Here is a 17,041-nt window from a genome sequence, read left to right on the forward strand (position 1 = left end):
CCGGCCACCTAAGATGGTGCCTATGCCTTCGTCCCCTCCCACGCCGTTGCGCTGCCCCGTCTGCGGTGCGCCGCTGCAGCCTGTGGACGGCCCCGGCGCGCCGCAACGGGCCCTGGTGTGCGCATCGGGGCACAGCTTCGATGCCGCCAAGCAGGGGTACTACAACCTGCTGGTCGGCAAGGGGACAGTCTTCGAAGCAGACAGTGCACGGATGGTGGCTTCCCGTTTCGATTTTCTCGACGCGGGGCACTACCGTCCCCTGGCGGAGGCCGTTGCGGCCGCCGTCGCCCCTTTGTTAACCCGGCGGGGCGGATTCACCATCCTCGATTCCGGCACAGGGACCGGCCAGTACCTCCGGGTGGTCCTCGATGAGGTCAGCCGAAGAGGCGCCACCTGCACTGCCCTTGCGCTTGACATCTCCAAGTTTGCCCTGCGACGCGCCGCCCGGCTCAATCCGGAGGCCATCTGCCTCGCCTGCGACGTGTGGCAGCCGTTACCCATTGCGGACGCCGCCGTCGACGCCGTAACGGTCATCTTTGCGCCCCGCAACGCAGCGGAATTCGCCCGTGTCCTCCGTCCGGGCGGCAGGCTGATAGTGGTGACGCCCCGGGCCGGGCACCTGGCAGCGGTGGCCGCGAGGACAGGGATGCTGGGAATCGCGGAAGACAAGGACACCAGGCTCGCTGAGTCCCTGTCCGGGCACTTCGTCGCTGATACGGTCCGGGACCTTGATATAGGAATGATGCTCACGCCCGGGGAGATTGCCGACCTCGCGTTCATGGGTCCTGCCGGGCATCACCTCGACCGCGCGGCCCTGGTCTCCAGCCTCGGCACAGGAGGCGGGGCCACGGCGGTGGAAGCCAGGTTCAGGATCAGCGTCTTCCGGCGGGCGACGGCAGCATCGTAACGACTTGGCCACGTTCGACGGCGGTCCTCCCGGCGCCCTGCAGCCCCGCTTTCCGCGGACTAGGATGAAGGGACAGTTACCGAAAGGGTCGGCCGCGGTCGAAGGGGACGGAATGTTTGAATGGCTCGGCGAAAACTGGTGGGCCCTGTGGCTCACCGCTTTCCTCGCCTTCGCAGTGATCGAGATGATCACCCTGGACCTCTTCTTTATCATGCTCGGCGGCGGAACCCTCGCCGCACTCGTGGCTGATTTTGCCGGCGCTGACCTGTGGCTGCAGATTGTCATCTTCTGTGTCGTGTCACTGCTGATGATCGCCTTCGTCCGCCCGGTAGCCCTCAGCCACCTGAAAAAGGGACCCACCGAACAGCGCACCAACGTGGACCGGCTCATTGGCGAGCAGGCCCTGGTGATGGAAGCCGTCAGCTCCACCGGCGGCCTCGTCAAGATCGGCGGAGACGTCTGGAGCGCCCGGTCCGCAGGGGCCGTCCTGCCCGCTGGCCAGAAAGCCGTGGTCTCCGCCATCGATGGCGCCACGGCCGTGGTGGCAGCCCCGCCGGAGCCGGCAAACCCGTCCTGAATACAGCTTCACTGACAACTGGGGAATAAGGAGAAGTATGGATAACGCCGGAGGAGCCGCCCTCGCCATAGTGCTGGTGGTCCTGATCGTGTTCGTAATCATTGTGCTGGTCCGCTCGGTGCGGATCATCCCGCAGGCGAGGGCCGGTGTTGTTGAAAGGCTCGGTAAATACCAGCGGACACTCAACCCCGGGCTCACCATCCTCATCCCGTTCGTGGACAGGCTCCTGCCGCTCCTTGACCTCAGGGAACAGGTGGTTTCCTTCCCGCCGCAGCCGGTCATCACCGAAGACAACCTCGTTGTGTCCATCGACACAGTGGTTTACTTCCAGGTCACCGATCCGCGGGCTGCCACCTATGAAATCGCCAACTACATCCAGGCCGTGGAACAGCTAACCACCACAACCCTGCGCAACGTGGTTGGCGGCCTGAACCTTGAGGAAGCGCTGACGTCGCGTGACCAGATCAACGGACAGCTGCGCGGCGTTCTGGATGAGGCGACCGGCCGCTGGGGTATCCGGGTTTCCCGGGTCGAGCTCAAGGCCATCGATCCGCCGCACTCCATCCAGGACTCGATGGAGAAGCAGATGCGGGCTGAACGCGACCGCCGCGCTGCAATCCTCACCGCGGAGGGCACCAAGCAATCCGCCATTCTTACGGCTGAAGGCCAGCGGCAGGCGTCGATCCTGGCGGCAGAGGGTGATGCCAAGGCGGCCATCCTGCGTGCCGACGGTGAGGCCCAGGCCATCCAGAAGGTCTTTGACGCGATCCACAAGGGCAACCCGGACCAGAAGCTCTTGGCCTACCAGTACCTGCAGACACTGCCCAAGCTGGCTGAAGGCTCCTCGAACAAGTTGTGGATCATCCCCAGCGAAGTGGGCGAAGCCCTCAAAGGCATCGGCAACGCACTGGGCGGTACCAATCCTGATCCACGCGCCGGCGGCAGCCTGTTCGATGAGGAACCTGTGAAGCAACCTGGGTCCTGACACGGCCTGCTCCTTTGCAGGGGCTGCTGCGGGCGCCCCGCTCTCTATGCGGATCGCGCATTGGGTGGCGGGGCGGCATTTTGCTGCGCAGTGCGGTGTATAATTGGATATTTGTCCGGTCGGACCAGATCCACTGGAACAAGAATGCTGCGCAATGCGTTGAAACTTATGATGCAGGACAGTTAACACCGAAGTCCGGAGCGGTAATGTCGCGCCGGCCTGCGTGGAGCCTTGCTCCGCGAACCGACCAGAGGGAGAAAACATGAGCGATCGCAGCCTGCGGGGTATGCGCCTTGGCGCGCAGAGCATGGAGACCGAGTCCGGCGTTGAGCCGGCCCCGCGTCAGCGTGTCGAATACCGGTGCGAGGACGGCGAGCAGGTTTTCGTCACCTTCTCCTCCGAGGCAGAAATTCCTCCTGTGTGGGTTTCCAAGACCGGCAAGGAAGCGCTTCTCGTGGATGGGGAACGCCCTGACACCAGCAACGAAAAGGCTGTACGCACCCACTGGGACATGCTCCTCGAACGGCGCTCCCTCCCGGAGCTGGAACAGATCCTTGAAGACCGGCTGACCATCCTGCGCGAGCGTCGCGGCGAACGGCGCAGTGCCTGACAGAACCGGTTGGCACAGCCCGCTGATTAAGGCGGCCTGAACGAACGGCAAAGAAAAGGCCGGCCCGGCAACGTGATCACGTTGCCGGGCCGGCCTTTCTTGCTTCCGGGCTCTGTTGCTACGCTCCGCTTTTGCCGGTGAGCTTGTGCCAACGTGCCAGCAGGCCCCACTTGGTCACGTTGATCATTGCTTCAACTACGATGTTGCCACTCATTTTCGATGCCCCCAGCTCACGCTCGACGAACGTGATGGGACGCTCCTCAATCCGGAGCCCCATCTTGGCGACCCGCCACGCCAGGTCCACCTGGAAGCCATAGCCGACCGAATCGACCAGGTCCAGGTTGAGCTTCTCCAGTGTGGTCCGCCGGAAGGCGCGGTAGCCGCCGGTAACGTCTTTGATCTTCAGGCCCAGCATGAGCCGGGCGTAGGTGCTGCCGACGCGTGAGATGGCCTGCCGGTACAGCGGCCAGTTGACCACGCTGCCGCCCGGAACCCAGCGTGAGCCCATGGCAAGGTCTGCGCCCTGTTCAACGGCTTCCAGCAGCTGGGGAAGCTGCTCCGGCTGGTGTGAGCCGTCGGCGTCCATTTCGACCAGCACCTCGTAGCCGGCATCCAGCCCCCACTTGAAGCCGGCGATGTACGCCGCTCCCAGGCCTTCCTTGCCCTTGCGGTGCAGAACGTGGACCTGCTGGTCCTCTGCGGCGAAGCTGTCAGCGAGCTGTCCGGTCCCATCCGGGCTGTTGTCGTCCACCACCAGCACGTCCGAGGCAGGGACGGCTGCCCTGAGGCGTTGCAGGGTTTTAGGCAGTGATTCCAACTCGTTATAGGTCGGAATGATGGTGAGGACGCGCACAAAGGGCCTTCCTGGACGGGAGCGGTCGGAGCGGCTGATCAGCAGCTGGGTAGCTTGCCGGCAGGCGCAACTACCCATTATAGGGCGATCGGTTTGAAAGGGCCTGACTTACTGGTCAGGAACGCAGGGCAGGACTCGAAAACAGCTCTGCGCCGTCTTTCACAGTCTGGAGGCAGACAGGGTCGGCGCCCGTGTCGAGCGCCGGCAGCAGCGGTGTGCGGGCACGGGGATCGGTGCTCCACGACTGCACGCGGCCGTCCGCAACCTGGACCATCAGCTCTTCAACGTCCCAGACCGCAAAGCTGGCGGGCGCGCCCGGAACCAGTTGGCCTGCCATCGGATTGTGGTACTTGGCAGCACGCCAGCCTGCCCGGGTGTGGCCCAGGAAGGCTGCACGGGCGGAGATCCGTTCGTCGTGGTTGTGGTGCTCCAGGCACGCACGGACACTGGACCACGGACGCAGAGGTGTCACCGGGCTGTCGCTGCCAAAACAGATGGGGACACCGGCGGCGTAGAACGAGGCAAACGCGTTCATTGAGCGGCTCCGGCTGCCGAGGCGCTGATCATACATCCCGCCGTCGTGCCCCCATGCCGCGTCGAACCCGGGCTGCGCGCTGACGGTGACCGAGTACCGTGCCAGTTGCTGAACGGCGTCGGCGTCGGCAATTTCCACATGCTCGAAGCGGTGGCCGGCCGCGCGTATGCGCTGCTCCCCCACTTCCGCCGCAGCGAGTTCCAATGCCTTCAGTGCGGCATCGAGGCCCGCATCGCCGATCACGTGGAAGCCACCCTGGATGCCCAGCAGCGAGCAGGCCGCCAGGTGCGCCCCCGCCTGCTCGGCAGAGATGAAGAGGCTTCCCCGCTCCCCTGCCGCGTCGCTGTAGTCGGAACGCACGGCTGCGGTCCGGGAGCCGAGGGATCCGTCAATGTTCAGGTCGCCGGCGAGCCCGCGCACCTGGACGCCGAGCCCCTCCAGCAGTGTCCGGGCATGCTCCTCGGAGGCGGCAAGCTCCCCCCAATACGGCAGAATCCCGGGCACCGCCGGCCCGTCGGCGGTGTTCCAGGCTGCAGCGACCCGGAGGTCCGATACTCCGCCGATATGGGGCGCGGCCATCTCCACCAAAGCAACGTAGCCGTTTTCGGCCGCCTCAGCGAGGGCGCGTTGCTGATAACTGCGGAGGGTGGCCTCCGGAAGCCGCCGCGCCTCCTGGCGGGCCGCTGTGTGGGCAGCCCTTTTGACCTGTGCTTCGGAGGTGAAGCCGTCGAGGCCTGAAAGTCCGGCGGCAGCGGCCAGGGAGGAGGACACCAGGGCAGAGTGTGAGTCGACCCTGGACAGGAACACGCTCCGGCCGCCGGCCGCACGCTCCAGCTCATCGGCTGCCGGCATGGCCGGGTCCGCCCATGTGGACTCATCCCACCCATGTCCGAACACCGGTCCTTCCCCCTGGAAGGAGGCGACGGCGTCGAGCAGCTGCCGGGCTGAGCGGACCCCGCCGAGCTGCAGGCCCCCCAGCGCAATTCCGGATTCCGTGAGGTGGACGTGGGAATCCACGAACCCCGGCGCAACGAGGGCGCCCTTCAGGTCGATGATCTCCATTGAACTGTCGGCAATGGAGGTCGCCGCCTGCTCGGAGCCGACCCAGGCAACGGTGTCGCCGTCGACCAGCATGGCGGTGGCAAACGGGTCCGCGGCCGTGTACACCGAGCCGTTGCGGTACAGGACCACCTTCCGCTCCTGCGGGACGGGCACGGGTGAAGGTTCGTTGTTCATGCAGGCAAGCTCCTGGGACTGGGATGGGCAGCTGGCTGCCGGTAGATCAGAGGACTGAAGAGTAAGCGACGACGCCGCGACGGATGAGGGAGATGGCTTCGGCGCACAGCCGCGCCAGGCGCGGATCAAGTCCCGGGATCTTGGCGAGCTGATCGAGGAGGTCAATGACCTGTTTGACCCAGCGGACAAAGTCGCCGGCCGCCAGATCCGTGCCACTGAGCACATCCTGGAGGTGACGCCCCCTGGCCCACTTGTACATCGGCCAGATCAGTCCCAGTTCAGGTTCGCCAGTCAAGGGAAGCTTGTTCTGTTCTTCCACGTCCTCCAGCGCCGACCACTCACGGATCACCACGTCCACGGAGGTTTCCAGCGAAATACTGGGCATCCTCGGGCGCAGTCCCCTGTCCTCGCGTTTGGCCTGGTAGACCAGCACGGTTGCGAGGGTTGCCACTTCGACGGCGTCCAGGTCGTCGAAGGCGCCCAGGCGCAGTGACTGCGAAATCAGCAGGTCCTTCTCGCCGTAAATCCTGCGCAGCCGCTGGCCGTCGGCGCTGATCGACAGCCGCCCGTCCGTGCCCGTTTCCAGGTAGCCGTACGCCGAAAGGACGTCACAGACGCGGTCAAAGGTTTTGGCAATGGTGTTGGTCCGGCCCTGGATCTGGCGAACCAGGGCGTCTGTCTCGCGCCTTAGCTTCCACCAGCGCTCTGACCAGCGCGCATGGTCCTCGCGTTCGCTGCAGCCGTGGCAGGGGTGGGCCCGCAGTGCCCGCCGAAGCTCCGTTATCCGCTTTTCCTGGTTTGGCAGGACCGCTCCCAGGCCGAAATCGGTGCTGCGGCCCGGAGCCGGCGGACGGTTCTCGCGCAGGGCATTCCGCGCTGAGGACGCCAGATCCCGCCGTGACTTGGGCACTTTTGCGTTGAACGACTTCGGGATCCGGATCCGGGTCAGCGGCGCAATGGGCCCTTCCAGGTCCTCTGTGCCAATTCTCCGGAGCTGGTTGTCCAGCGTCAGGACAGCAGGCCGGGGCTCCCGGCCGACGTGGTCGGAGCTCAGCACAACGGCCGGCCCGGGTGCGCGGCCGCCCGGGACGTCCACCACATCGCCGGGCATGAGCCGGGCCAGGGAGTCTTCGTTCAAGGACTTTCGTGCACGCGAGGTGCTGCGCGTGGTGATGTTCTCGGCGTCGGACAGCTCACGGCGCAGCCTTGCATACTCGGTGAAATCACCCAGGTGACAGGTCATGGACTTCGCGTAGCCCGCCAGGGACTCCTCCCGGCTGCGCACCTGCTTCGCGAGCCCCACCACCGACCGGTCCGCCTGGAACTGCGCAAAGGACGATTCAAGGATCTCGCGTGCCCTGGCGCGGCCGAACTGGGCCAGGAGATTGATGCTCATGTTGTAGGTCGGCCGGAAACTTGAATTCAGCGGATAGGTCCGCCTTGAGGCGAGGCCTGCCACGGCAGCGGGATCCGTACCCGGCTGCCACAGGACAACGGCGTGGCCCTCGACGTCAATGCCGCGGCGGCCGGCGCGGCCCGTAAGTTGGGTGTACTCGCCGGCGGTGATGTCCACATGGGCTTCCCCATTGAACTTGTCCAGCTTCTCGAGCACCACGGAGCGCGCCGGCATGTTGACGCCCAGGGCCAGGGTCTCGGTGGCGAAGACAGCCTTGACGAGTCCCTCGACGAAGAGCTTCTCGACGACTTCCTTGAACGTTGGAAGCATCCCCGCGTGATGGGCCGCGAACCCCCGCAGCAGGCCGTCCCGCCACGTCCAGAAGCCCAGGACATCCAGGTCATCGGACGGGATGTCCTGTCCGGCCTCATCCACGCGCTGGGCGATGATCCGCTGTTCCTTTTCCGTGGTCAGCCACAGTCCGGAGGAGACACACTGGGCCACCGCTGCATCGCAGCCGGCCCGGGAGAAGATGAACGTGATGGCAGGCAGCAGGTCCTGGCGGTCAAGGCTGGCGATCACCTGGGGGCGGCTGGCCTTCCGGACAGCGCCCTGCGGGGCTGCCTGGGACTGGCGGTCATCTCCGCGCTGACGGTGCTGGCGGCGCTGGCTGCGCCCGCCGTGCCCGAAACGGCCGCTGAAACTTTGCTGGCTCTCGCTTCGTGCCATCGCCAGCAGGTCCGGGTTGACCTCGAATCCGGGCCGTGATGTGTCAGTCCTTGCCTGGTCCGGCGGTACGGGGGCCGTCACCGGCACGCCGGTCTCGGCGTCGGCCGGTGGCGCGATTTCATCGAAAGTGGTTTCGCCGGCAAACAGGTCCACGATCTGCCGGCCCACCATCACGTGCTGCCACAGGGGCACCGGCCGGTGCTCGGAGACGATGATGTCCGTATCGCCGCGAACGGTGTCGAGCCAGGCACCGAACTCCTCCGCATTGGACACGGTGGCGCTGAGCGACGCCACCTGGACCTCGCTGGGAAGGTGGATGATGACTTCCTCCCAGACAGCGCCCCGGAACCGGTCCGCGAGGTAGTGGACTTCGTCCATGACCACGAACCCAAGATCATCCAGGGTGTCCGAATCGGCGTAAAGCATGTTCCGGAGGACCTCAGTGGTCATGACCACCACCGGCGCGTCACCGTTGATGCTGGTGTCACCCGTCAGGAGTCCCACATTTTCCGCGCCGTATTTCTCGGCGAGTTCGGTGAACTTCTGGTTGCTCAGTGCCTTGATGGGAGTGGTGTAAAAAGCCTTGAGGTGGCGTTCCAGGGCGAGGTAAATGGCAAACTCACCCACGATGGTCTTGCCTGCGCCGGTGGGGGCTGCCACCAGCACTCCCCTGCCCTCCTGCAGGGACCTGCAGGCCAGGCGCTGGAAATCGTCGAGTTCAAAATCGAGCGTGCGGACGAACCCGCCCAGATAGGTGCCTGCCTCGGCGGTGCGTTCCGCGCTGGCCCGGTATCTTTCAGAGGGCGAGAGCGGCTCGGAGATAGACATACCTCAAGCCTAGTGCGCCGCGCGCTACAGGTTTTTCAGTTCGCTGCCGGGCGTCGGGGTGTCAGCTGTCGCGTCGGTCTCGGCAGCGCGCTTCGCCAGCCGGGCATCACGCCGCTTGTCGTTGAAAATACACAGGCCGATCGCAGCGAAAAACAGGACCAGCAGCGGGGCGGCAAGCAGGAACATGGACAGGGCATCCGTACCCGGTGCCGCCAGCGCGGCAAGGACAAAGACCAGGAAAACGATGATCCGCCAGGCTTTGAGGATGGTTCTGCCCCGGACCACGCCGGCCATGTTGATGCCTACCAGAATCACAGGCACCAGGAATGAGATTCCCAGGATGAGCAGCATCTGCGAGGTGAACGTGAGGTAGTCGGTGGCCGATATGTTGTTGGCGCCTGTGGATGGCGTGAACTGAAGAAGCGCCCGCACCACGGTGGGGAACACCAGCCAGGCAACGAAGACACCTGCCAGGAACAGGGGTACTGCTGCGGCCATGAAGCCGAGGGTGTAGCCACGTTCCTTCCGGGTCAGCCCGGGCGTGATGAACGCCCACACCTGGTAGATCCAGACCGGGCTGGAAATCACCAGGCCGATCTGGATGGCGATCTGGATCTTGAAAGCGAAAGGATCCGCGATGGTGGCAAAGTTCAGCACTGCAGTGCGCCCGGTCTCGCGCGCAATGGAGACCAGGGGTTCCGACAGGGAGGTCACGACGGGGTCATAGAGGAACCAGCCGCCCACGGCAGCAGCCAGCACGGCAATAGCCGATTTGATCAGCCGGTTCTTGAGCTCCTTGAGGTGGTCCCAAAGAGCCATCCGCCCCTCAGGGTTGGACTTGCGGCCCCGCGTCAGTGCCACTGTGCGTTAAGCGCGGTTCGACGGCGGTACGTCAGTGCCGTCAGTCGGCTCGCCGGGCTGGGTAGGTGCAGGCTTCGCCTGCGGGTGGTTCACAACTTTGCCTTCCACCGGACCCGAGGCGTCGGGGGTGGATTCAGTCTTGCCGTCGTTCTTCATCTCCTTGACCTCGGATTTGATGATCCGCATAGACTGGCCAAGGCTGCGGGCCATGGCAGGGAGTTTGGGCGCGGCAAACAGCAGCAACGCAACGACGATGATAATGACAATTGGCCACGGGCCATCAAAGAGTCTTCCCACGGGAAATCCTTTCCTCTAACAACATCCTACGTCTAACTGAAATCCAGATCGCGAAGCGACTGCGGTTGGCCACGGTCGGTCTTGCGTTGTACCCGCCTCTGGCGGCGGTCCTCCCGGCGGGACGACTTGGATGCGTCGTAATCATGTCGCATCCGGGCCCGGGTAGCAAAAATGGCCGCTCCGGGCGGAACGGACGCCAACGGCCGGGCCTCCCCGGGGCCGGCCGGGAGCGGCGCCAGGTGGCCGATTTTCTCTCCCGCAGCGCCCAGATCCTTGACCGTGGCCATGAACTGGCGGTAGAGGCGGATGCCCAGCAGGACATAAAAAAGCAGGGAGAGCGCAACGAGCGCTATCCAGATCAGGATCCAGGACCACCAAGGCATGCTGAAGAGTCTAGCCGCCGTACCGTGCCAGAGCGGCCTCGATCCAATCCCGCGCCGTTTGCGCAAGGTCAGCAGGTTCGAGGATGCGGGCAGCACCACCGTGCTGGGCTACAAGCATCGGCAGCCAGGCGGTGCTGCCGAACCGGATCTCAGCGACGAGCCCGCCGTCCGGCAAGGGCGCCACCCGTTCGGCGTAGTAGTCATCAGCCAGCCCGGCCCCCGTCCTGGTGAGCTGCACCAGAACGGTGGTGTCGTCGTCGTTCGGTGTGAAAAGTTTCGCCGGGAACCCTTCCGCGGCCCGCACCTGGGTGGAAGCGGGCTGACCGTTGGGATGGACGTCCCGGATCCGGTCCAGCCGGAAGTTCCTTAGTCCTTGGGCTGAGTGGCAGTAGGCCTCGAAGTACCAGGTGTTGTCCAGCGAATACAGGCGTAACGGGTCGACATCCCGTTCGGACACCTGATCGCGCTGGGCCGAAAGGTAGACGAGCCGCAGCTGGGCGTGGGCCTCGATCGCATCCCGGACAATCTCAAGGACAGCCGAGTCGGCGGGTCCCACTTCGGGACCGGCGAGCGATCCGGCCCGCAGGCCCTGTTCCCCCGCGGCCGCCATCAGCTTGAGCGTCACCGACTCCAGGGCGCCCCCCTCGGCGAGGCCTGGAAGCCCGTTGAGGGTCTCCAGGCCGGTCAGGAGCGCACATGCCTCGTCCACTGTGAACCGGACAGGCTTCTTGAGGTCCAGGTCCTCAGTGATGTAGACATGGCCTTCCTCCCAGTGGATGTCCAGCAGGTCGTCGGGGTACCCCTCGGGCAGCCCGGAGCAGATGAGGATCCGCAGGTCACCTTCGAGCTCTTCGGGCGTGACGCCGAACTGCGCGGCGACCTCCCGGATGTGCAGGCCCTGGTTGTGGACCAGGAACGGCACCAGCTGCAGCATGCGCTTGAGCTGGTCCTCCGAGGTGCGTTTCCGGAGCGGACGGTTCCGTGCCGGGTCAGCAAACCGGTAGGACGGTACCGGAGCACTGCAGAACGCTGCTGCGCCGCGGAGCCTGGTTCGAACGGCGGCCACGAGCTCTTCCGGCTCGACAGCCAAGGCGTCAGGACCGTAGGAGGCCAACTCCTCGGCCAGGGCGTCGACGTCCCTGAAGCTGAGGCTCAGCCGTTCGTTGCCGGCGCCGGGCTTGCCCGCGCTGCCGCCGGGGTCCTCGGTGGCCCGCTGGCGCAGCGCAAGGAGGCGCCCGGCCCGGACGTCCACGACGGCGGTTTGGAGTGGGAGTTCGGGAAGCTGGGCCAGGGCCTCGCGGACGTTGAAGTTCGGCGGCGGCGAGTACGTTTCCCTGTCCAGCACTGTGACGGCGCCGGTGAACCGGGAGAGCCGGAAGTGGCGCGCCGCCTGCCGCGAGCGGTCGTAGCCGGCCAGGTACCAGTGCCCAAACCGGCTCCCCAGGCCCCACGGCTCCACGGTCCGCTGTTCTTCCTGGCCGGTGCTGCCTGCCAGGTAGGGAAACCGGACGGGATGTTGGGCGTGCATGGCAGCGACGAGATCGTCGAAAGCCTGGCCTGCGGGCCTGATGCGGGGCTGGACTCCAACAGGAAGTTCGACGTCGGCAAGGGTTCCGGAGGCCTGGAGCTTCCGGAGGGCACTTGCAGCCGCTGTTCCCAGGGCGGCACGTTCCCAGAGCTGGGATGCCAGCAGAAGAACCGTCCACTCCCCCGGACTGAGCTGGACATCAGGCAGCCGGTTGGACTCTTTGCCGATCCGGTAGCGCGTGGTGGCGGGGTCATCCTCCCACCCCGTGTCCATGACGGCTTCGACGTCGAAGCCGAATTGGCGGAGGTCGTTCTTGTCCCGCTCGAACATCCTGCCGAAGGCGATGTCGTTGCCGGAGGTGTCGTGGTAGACCTTCTCCCGAAGCTCCGAGCGGCGCAGGCCGTATTTGGTGTTCAGGAGGGCAATCAGCAGGTTGAGCAGTCGTTCAGTACGGGATGCGGACACTCTGGCTACGTTACTAAAGTCCGCAGCGGAAAGCAGAAAGCGCGGCAACAACAGGAAAACGGATCCTGATTGTTACCGCGCCTTCAAATGCCTTTGCTCAGGCGAAAGTCCCGGGGTCAGCGGACGCCGACGAGGTCCACTACGAAGATCAGTGCTTCGTTGGGGCCGATGGCTCCGCCCGCCCCGCGGGAGCCGTATGCGAGCTCAGAGGGGATCTCCAGGCGACGCCGGCCGCCCACCTTCATGCCAAGCAGGCCCTGGTCCCAGCCCTGGATGACCTGGCCCACGCCCACGCGGAAGTCCAGCGGGGCGCCGCGGCCCCAGGATGCGTCGAATTCTTCACCGGTGGACCAGGCCACGCCGACGTAGTGGGTGGAAACGGTGTCACCCTTCTTGGCCTCGGCACCGTCGCCTTCAATGAGGTCGGTGATGACCAGTTCGCTGGGGACGTCGCCTTCAGGGAAGTCAATTTCCGGCTTCTGGCGGTCGAAGTTGCGCTGACCAAATGACATTGTTGCTCCTTTGATTAGAGGTTGCTGACGCAGGTAAACCCTTGGAAAGGTTACTTGGCGCCGAGGATGTCCACAACGAAAACAAGGTCGCCCTTGGCTTCGCCCTGGCCCTGGTCGCCGTAGGCGAGGTCCTTGGGGATGACCAGCAGGACCCGTGAGCCCACGGTCTTGCCCGCCAGGCCCTGGGTCCAGCCCTTGATGACGCCGGTCAGCGGGAAGCTGGCGGTTTCGCCGCGGTCAAAGCTTGAGTCGAACTTGGTGCCGCCCACCAGGGTGACGCCGACGTAGTTCACGGTCAGGGTGTCAGTTTCCTTGACCTCCGCGCCCTTGCCCTTGATGAGGTCCTGGGACACGAGGGCGGTCGGAGCCGCTGCTCCTTCGACTTTGATCTCCGGAACACCCTGGCCGTTCTCGGTCACCGTCGGCAAACCAGCCGGCGGTGTCACGGTGTCGCCTTCGGGCTTCTCGAGGGCGGGAGTTACATCCTCGGCCGAGACCACCTTGATGACCAGGAGCTGCGTGGGCTGGGCTGCAGCTCCCTCGGCGGCCGCCTGGCCCGGGATGGCAAGGGCGAGGTTGGAACCGACCTTGGAACCGACGAACGCGTTGTAGATGACCGGGCTGCCGGTCTTCAGTTCGTCGTTAAGCTCGAGCGGTTCGGGTTCGCCTGCGAAAGTGTCTTCCAGCTTGGAACCGTCGGCGCCGCTCAGCGCGAGGATGGAAATGTTCGCGACCTGGTTGGCCTTCACCCTCTCGCCGTTGCCCTCGGTGACCACCTTGACGGTGGGCTCTGTAACTTCAAGCGGCTTGGAGAACTCAACGCCGGGAGCTGTCTTGTCCCCGTTGTCCGTCAGTTTCAGGGAGTCGAACTTGGCAGTATCACCTGCGGTCTGGCTGGTGGGTTCCGGTGCTGCGGGGGAACCGCCACAGGCGGTAAGCAACAGCAGACCGGGGATAAGGATTGCTAGGATTCGGCGCACGTAAGAGAACTTTCGTCGGGGCAGGGTGGACGCGATGCCGGGCACAGGTGCCTCGGCGCCGCTTCAGGGCCAAAGAACGGCCCTGTCAAGGATAGCCCCTCAACCTGAACGTCAGCCCATAGAGTCCAGCAGGGCGTCCACCCGGTCGTCGACGCTGCGGAACGGATCCTTGCAGAGGATGGTCTGGTGCGCGCGGTCATTGAGCTTCAGATGCACCCAGTCAACGGTGTAGTCCCGGCCCAGTTCCTGGGCGCGCCGGACGAAGTCGCCCCGCAACTTCGCCCGCGTGGTCTGCGGCGGTGCATCTACGGCGTCCTTGACCACGGTGTCATCCACAATCCGGCGGACTGCACCGCGGCCCTGCAGCAGGTAGAACAGCCCGCGGGTCCGCGAAATGTCGTGATAGGTCAGGTCAAGCTGCGCAATCCTGGGTGCATCCAAACCCAGGCCGTGCCGCTCCCGGTACTTGTCCATCAGCTTCTTCTTGATGGCCCAGTCAATTTCGGTGTCGATGGTGCTGGTGTCACCGCTTTCAATGGCCCTCAGAGTCCGTTCCCACAGGTCAAGGATGAGCGGAACATGCGGGTTGTGGGCGCCGTGCTCGTGCACGAAGGCGGTGACTTTGGTCAGGTACTCCTGCTGGATCTCCAGCGCCGTGAGCTGGCGGCCGTTGGCCAGCCGCACCAGTGCCCTTCCACTGAGGTCGTGGGAGATTTCGCGGATGCTGCGGATGGGGTTCTCCATCCTCATGTCACGCATGATCACTCCCGCCTCGATCATCCGCAGGATCAAGTCCACCGTGCCGACCTTGAGCAGGGCGGTGGTCTCGGACATGTTGGAATCGCCCACAATGACGTGGAGCCGGCGGAAGAATTCGGCGTCGGCGTGAGGCTCGTCCCGGGTGTTGATGATGGGACGGGAGCGCGTGGTGGCCGACGAGACGCCCTCCCAGATGTGGTCTGCCCGCTGCGAGAAAGCGTAGGTCGCACCGTGGGGGGTTTTCAGGATCTTTCCCGCACCGGCTATGAGCTGGCGCGTCACCAGGAACGGGATCAGGATCTCGGCAAGCCTGGAGAATTCACCCCGGCGCGGGATCAGGTAGTTCTCATGGCTGCCATAGGAGTTCCCGGCCGAATCCGTATTGTTCTTAAACAGGTAGACGGTGCCGTTGAAGCCCTCCGCGGCCAGCCTCGCCTGTGCTTCGTCCACGAGGTCGTCAAGGATGAGCTCGCCCGCGCGGTCGTGCGCGATCAGCTGGGCGAGGTCGTCGCATTCCGCCGTGGCGTACTCCGGGTGGGAACCGACGTCAAGGTATAGGCGCGACCCGTTGGTCAGGAAGACGTTGGAGGAACGGCCCCAGCTCACCACCTTGCGGAAGAGGTAGCGGGCTACTTCTTCAGGCGCCAACGGCCGCGAATCGGGGCTCGAGTAAGAGATCCCGAATTCCGTTTCGATGCCAAAGATCCGTTTGTCCATCTCAGTCCTCCTCAGCAAGCAGCGCCGTGATGTCGGCGTCGTTCAGTCGTCGGAAGGCGCGGCGGGAACCCCTGGAGGTTTCCGACTTCCGGTCCAGGACGGCAACCTCGACGGCTTTGGCAGGGGGTGTCCCTGCGGCCTCGTTCTGGTCAGCATCGTTGGCAAGGGCGCCAATGGCCAGCCGGACGGCGCCGGCGAACCGGAGCGATGACCGCCAGCCGCCGGCTATGGACGCCGATACGCGTTCCGCCTGGCCACCCATCACAATGAACCCGTGCTCGTCGGCGATTGAGCCGTCGAACGTCAACCGGTAGAGGTGGTCCAGCTCCGGGGTCTGGCCCACTTCAGCGACAGCCAGTTCAACCTCAAAAGGTTTCTGTTCAGCAGTGAAAACCGCACCGAGGCTTTGGGCGTAGACGCTGGCGAGACCCCGCGCTGTGACGTCCTCGCGGTCGTAGGAGTAGCCCCGGACATCCGCGTACCGGACGCCCGCCTGGCGGAGGCTTTCGAATTCGTTGTACTTGCCGACGGCGGCAAACGCTATTTTGTCGTAGATCTCGCCGATCTTATGCAGTGAAGGCGAGGGGTTCTCAGCCACCAGCGCGATCCCGTCCTCGCAGCTGATCACCACCACGGACCTGCCGCGGGCGATGCCTTTCCGTGCGAAGTCCGCACGGTCCTTCATCAGCTGTTCGGGGGAAACATAAAACTGCTGCGTCATCTCAGGCCTCCCGCCGCTCGGCAGAACGGACTTCGATGATGCGGCCCGCGACTGCCGCGAGTTCTGCTTCCGGGACACGCCGCGCGCCGCTCCGGTTCACCGTGTACACCACGGGCCACAGCTGGCGGACCGGATCCGGACCGCCGGTGGCGGAGTCGTCGTCGGCCGCGTCGTAGAGTGATTCCACCGCGACGGACACTGCTTCCGCTTCGGTCAGGTTGGGCCGCCACAGTTTTTTCAGGGCCCCCCGCGCAAAAACGGAGCCGGAGCCCACTGTGTGGTGCTCGCGTTCCTCGTACCTGCCGCCGGTGACGTCGTAGGAGAAGAGGCGTCCCACCCCGGCGGTCGTATCGAAGCCGGCAAACAATGGCACTACTGCCAGTCCCTGCAGTGCCATCGGGAGGTTGCCCCGGATCATGGCGCCGAGCCGGTTGGCCTTGCCGTCGAGGCTCAGGAGCGTGCCTTCGATTTTTTCGTAATGCTCCAGTTCCACCTGGAACAGCCGGGTGAGGTCGATGGCGATCCCTGCCGTGCCTGCGATTCCCAGCACGGAGTACCTGTCTGCCGGGAAGACCTTTTCGATGTGGCGGCTGGCAATGACATTGCCCATTGTGGCCCGCCGGTCTCCGGCCATCAGCACGCCGCCGGCGTAGCCCATCGCCACGATGGTTGTGGCGTGCGGCACCTGCAGCGGCGCCGCTGCGGCAGCAGGGAGCGGCAGTGCCCGGTTATACGGAAGCAGGTCCGGCCGGTCCCGTTGCAGGTGCTCGGTAAAGGACGACGTCGCGTTGCCGGCTACCTGGTTGGCGGTTGATTCCTGCACTGATGCACTCCTTGAACGTGGTCCTTCAACGTCGGTAAAGATTCCGGCCGGGCGCCGCGTAGCAGTGGACCCGGTACCGGCTTTACTGACCGCCCTTTTGAACGAAGGCGCGGACGAACTCCTCGGCGTTGGATTCCAGGACGCCGTCTATCTCGTCAAGGAGGTCATCAACGCCCTCCGTCGCTGCGGATGCCCGGGCCTCGGGGGCCGCCGGAGGGGCGTCCGCGATCTCCTCGTCGACCTGGCTGTCGTGTGATTGTGGCTTCTGTTGCTCCTGGCCTGCCATTGTGATCTCTCCCTCTGAATCATCGGATCCGGGCGGATCTGCCGATACGCCCA

The 17,041-nt window shown here is 64.9% G+C and carries 17 protein-coding genes; 4 read left to right on the top strand and 13 right to left on the bottom strand.

Going from position 1 to position 17,041, the window contains the following annotated elements; translation table 11 throughout:
- Window positions 1–22: 22 nt before the first annotated feature.
- The 4 genes from ABIA70_RS15295 to ABIA70_RS15310 all read left to right on the top strand — a co-directional run bounded on the left by ABIA70_RS15295 (window position 23) and on the right by ABIA70_RS15310 (window position 3,079).
- A complete protein-coding gene (locus tag ABIA70_RS15295; RefSeq protein ID WP_354148427.1) occupies window positions 23–907 on the top strand; it encodes a putative RNA methyltransferase in 885 nt (294 codons plus the stop codon).
- 112 nt (window positions 908–1,019) lie between these two features.
- Entirely contained in the window at window positions 1,020–1,484 is a 465-nt protein-coding gene (locus tag ABIA70_RS15300; protein WP_354148428.1) for an NfeD family protein, read from the top strand.
- A gap of 37 nt (window positions 1,485–1,521) precedes the next feature.
- On the top strand, window positions 1,522–2,469 hold the full coding sequence (locus tag ABIA70_RS15305; RefSeq protein WP_354148429.1) for an SPFH domain-containing protein: 948 nt from the start codon (window positions 1,522–1,524) through the stop codon (window positions 2,467–2,469).
- Between the two features lie 262 nt (window positions 2,470–2,731).
- On the top strand, window positions 2,732–3,079 hold the full coding sequence (locus tag ABIA70_RS15310) for an RNA polymerase-binding protein RbpA (RefSeq protein WP_003802221.1): 348 nt from the start codon (window positions 2,732–2,734) through the stop codon (window positions 3,077–3,079).
- 118 nt (window positions 3,080–3,197) lie between these two features.
- On the opposite strand, the gene ABIA70_RS15315 is transcribed toward ABIA70_RS15310, so the two are convergent.
- The 13 genes from ABIA70_RS15315 to ABIA70_RS15375 all read right to left on the bottom strand — a co-directional run bounded on the left by ABIA70_RS15315 (window position 3,198) and on the right by ABIA70_RS15375 (window position 16,988).
- On the bottom strand, window positions 3,198–3,932 hold the full coding sequence (locus ABIA70_RS15315) for a polyprenol monophosphomannose synthase (RefSeq protein ID WP_354148430.1): 735 nt from the start codon (window positions 3,930–3,932) through the stop codon (window positions 3,198–3,200).
- A gap of 115 nt (window positions 3,933–4,047) precedes the next feature.
- Window positions 4,048–5,703, bottom strand: a complete 1,656-nt coding sequence (locus ABIA70_RS15320) for an amidohydrolase (protein ID WP_354148431.1) — start codon at window positions 5,701–5,703, stop codon at window positions 4,048–4,050.
- Window positions 5,704–5,749: 46 nt separating this feature from the next.
- On the bottom strand, window positions 5,750–8,656 hold the full coding sequence (locus ABIA70_RS15325; protein WP_354148432.1) for a DEAD/DEAH box helicase: 2,907 nt from the start codon (window positions 8,654–8,656) through the stop codon (window positions 5,750–5,752).
- A 24-nt stretch (window positions 8,657–8,680) separates the two neighbouring features.
- Window positions 8,681–9,475, bottom strand: a complete 795-nt coding sequence (gene tatC, locus ABIA70_RS15330; RefSeq protein WP_354148433.1) for a twin-arginine translocase subunit TatC — start codon at window positions 9,473–9,475, stop codon at window positions 8,681–8,683.
- Window positions 9,476–9,523: 48 nt separating this feature from the next.
- Entirely contained in the window at window positions 9,524–9,814 is a 291-nt protein-coding gene (tatA, locus tag ABIA70_RS15335; RefSeq protein WP_108599376.1) for a Sec-independent protein translocase subunit TatA, read from the bottom strand.
- A gap of 32 nt (window positions 9,815–9,846) precedes the next feature.
- A complete protein-coding gene (locus ABIA70_RS15340; RefSeq protein ID WP_354148434.1) occupies window positions 9,847–10,197 on the bottom strand; it encodes a hypothetical protein in 351 nt (116 codons plus the stop codon).
- A 10-nt stretch (window positions 10,198–10,207) separates the two neighbouring features.
- Window positions 10,208–12,190 carry a helix-turn-helix transcriptional regulator gene (locus ABIA70_RS15345; protein WP_354148435.1) on the bottom strand — a complete coding sequence of 661 codons (1,983 nt, stop codon included), beginning with the start codon at window positions 12,188–12,190 and terminating at the stop codon, window positions 10,208–10,210.
- A 116-nt stretch (window positions 12,191–12,306) separates the two neighbouring features.
- Window positions 12,307–12,702 carry an FKBP-type peptidyl-prolyl cis-trans isomerase gene (locus ABIA70_RS15350; protein ID WP_354148436.1) on the bottom strand — a complete coding sequence of 132 codons (396 nt, stop codon included), beginning with the start codon at window positions 12,700–12,702 and terminating at the stop codon, window positions 12,307–12,309.
- Window positions 12,703–12,752: 50 nt separating this feature from the next.
- Entirely contained in the window at window positions 12,753–13,682 is a 930-nt protein-coding gene (locus ABIA70_RS15355) for an FKBP-type peptidyl-prolyl cis-trans isomerase (protein ID WP_354148437.1), read from the bottom strand.
- A 111-nt stretch (window positions 13,683–13,793) separates the two neighbouring features.
- A complete protein-coding gene (gene pafA, locus ABIA70_RS15360; protein ID WP_354148438.1) occupies window positions 13,794–15,158 on the bottom strand; it encodes a Pup--protein ligase in 1,365 nt (454 codons plus the stop codon).
- 1 nt (window position 15,159) lies between these two features.
- The gene (prcA, locus tag ABIA70_RS15365; protein ID WP_354148439.1) at window positions 15,160–15,879 is read right to left on the bottom strand and encodes a proteasome subunit alpha; all 720 of its coding nucleotides are present in this window, start codon (window positions 15,877–15,879) and stop codon (window positions 15,160–15,162) included.
- A 1-nt stretch (window position 15,880) separates the two neighbouring features.
- Window positions 15,881–16,702, bottom strand: a complete 822-nt coding sequence (prcB, locus tag ABIA70_RS15370) for a proteasome subunit beta (RefSeq protein WP_354148440.1) — start codon at window positions 16,700–16,702, stop codon at window positions 15,881–15,883.
- A gap of 82 nt (window positions 16,703–16,784) precedes the next feature.
- The gene (locus tag ABIA70_RS15375; protein WP_354148441.1) at window positions 16,785–16,988 is read right to left on the bottom strand and encodes a ubiquitin-like protein Pup; all 204 of its coding nucleotides are present in this window, start codon (window positions 16,986–16,988) and stop codon (window positions 16,785–16,787) included.
- Window positions 16,989–17,041 lie beyond the last annotated feature (53 nt).

Origin of the sequence: Arthrobacter sp. 754 (assembly GCF_040548695.1) — a bacterium.
In the GTDB taxonomy this organism is placed as follows: Bacteria; Actinomycetota; Actinomycetes; order Actinomycetales; family Micrococcaceae; genus Arthrobacter.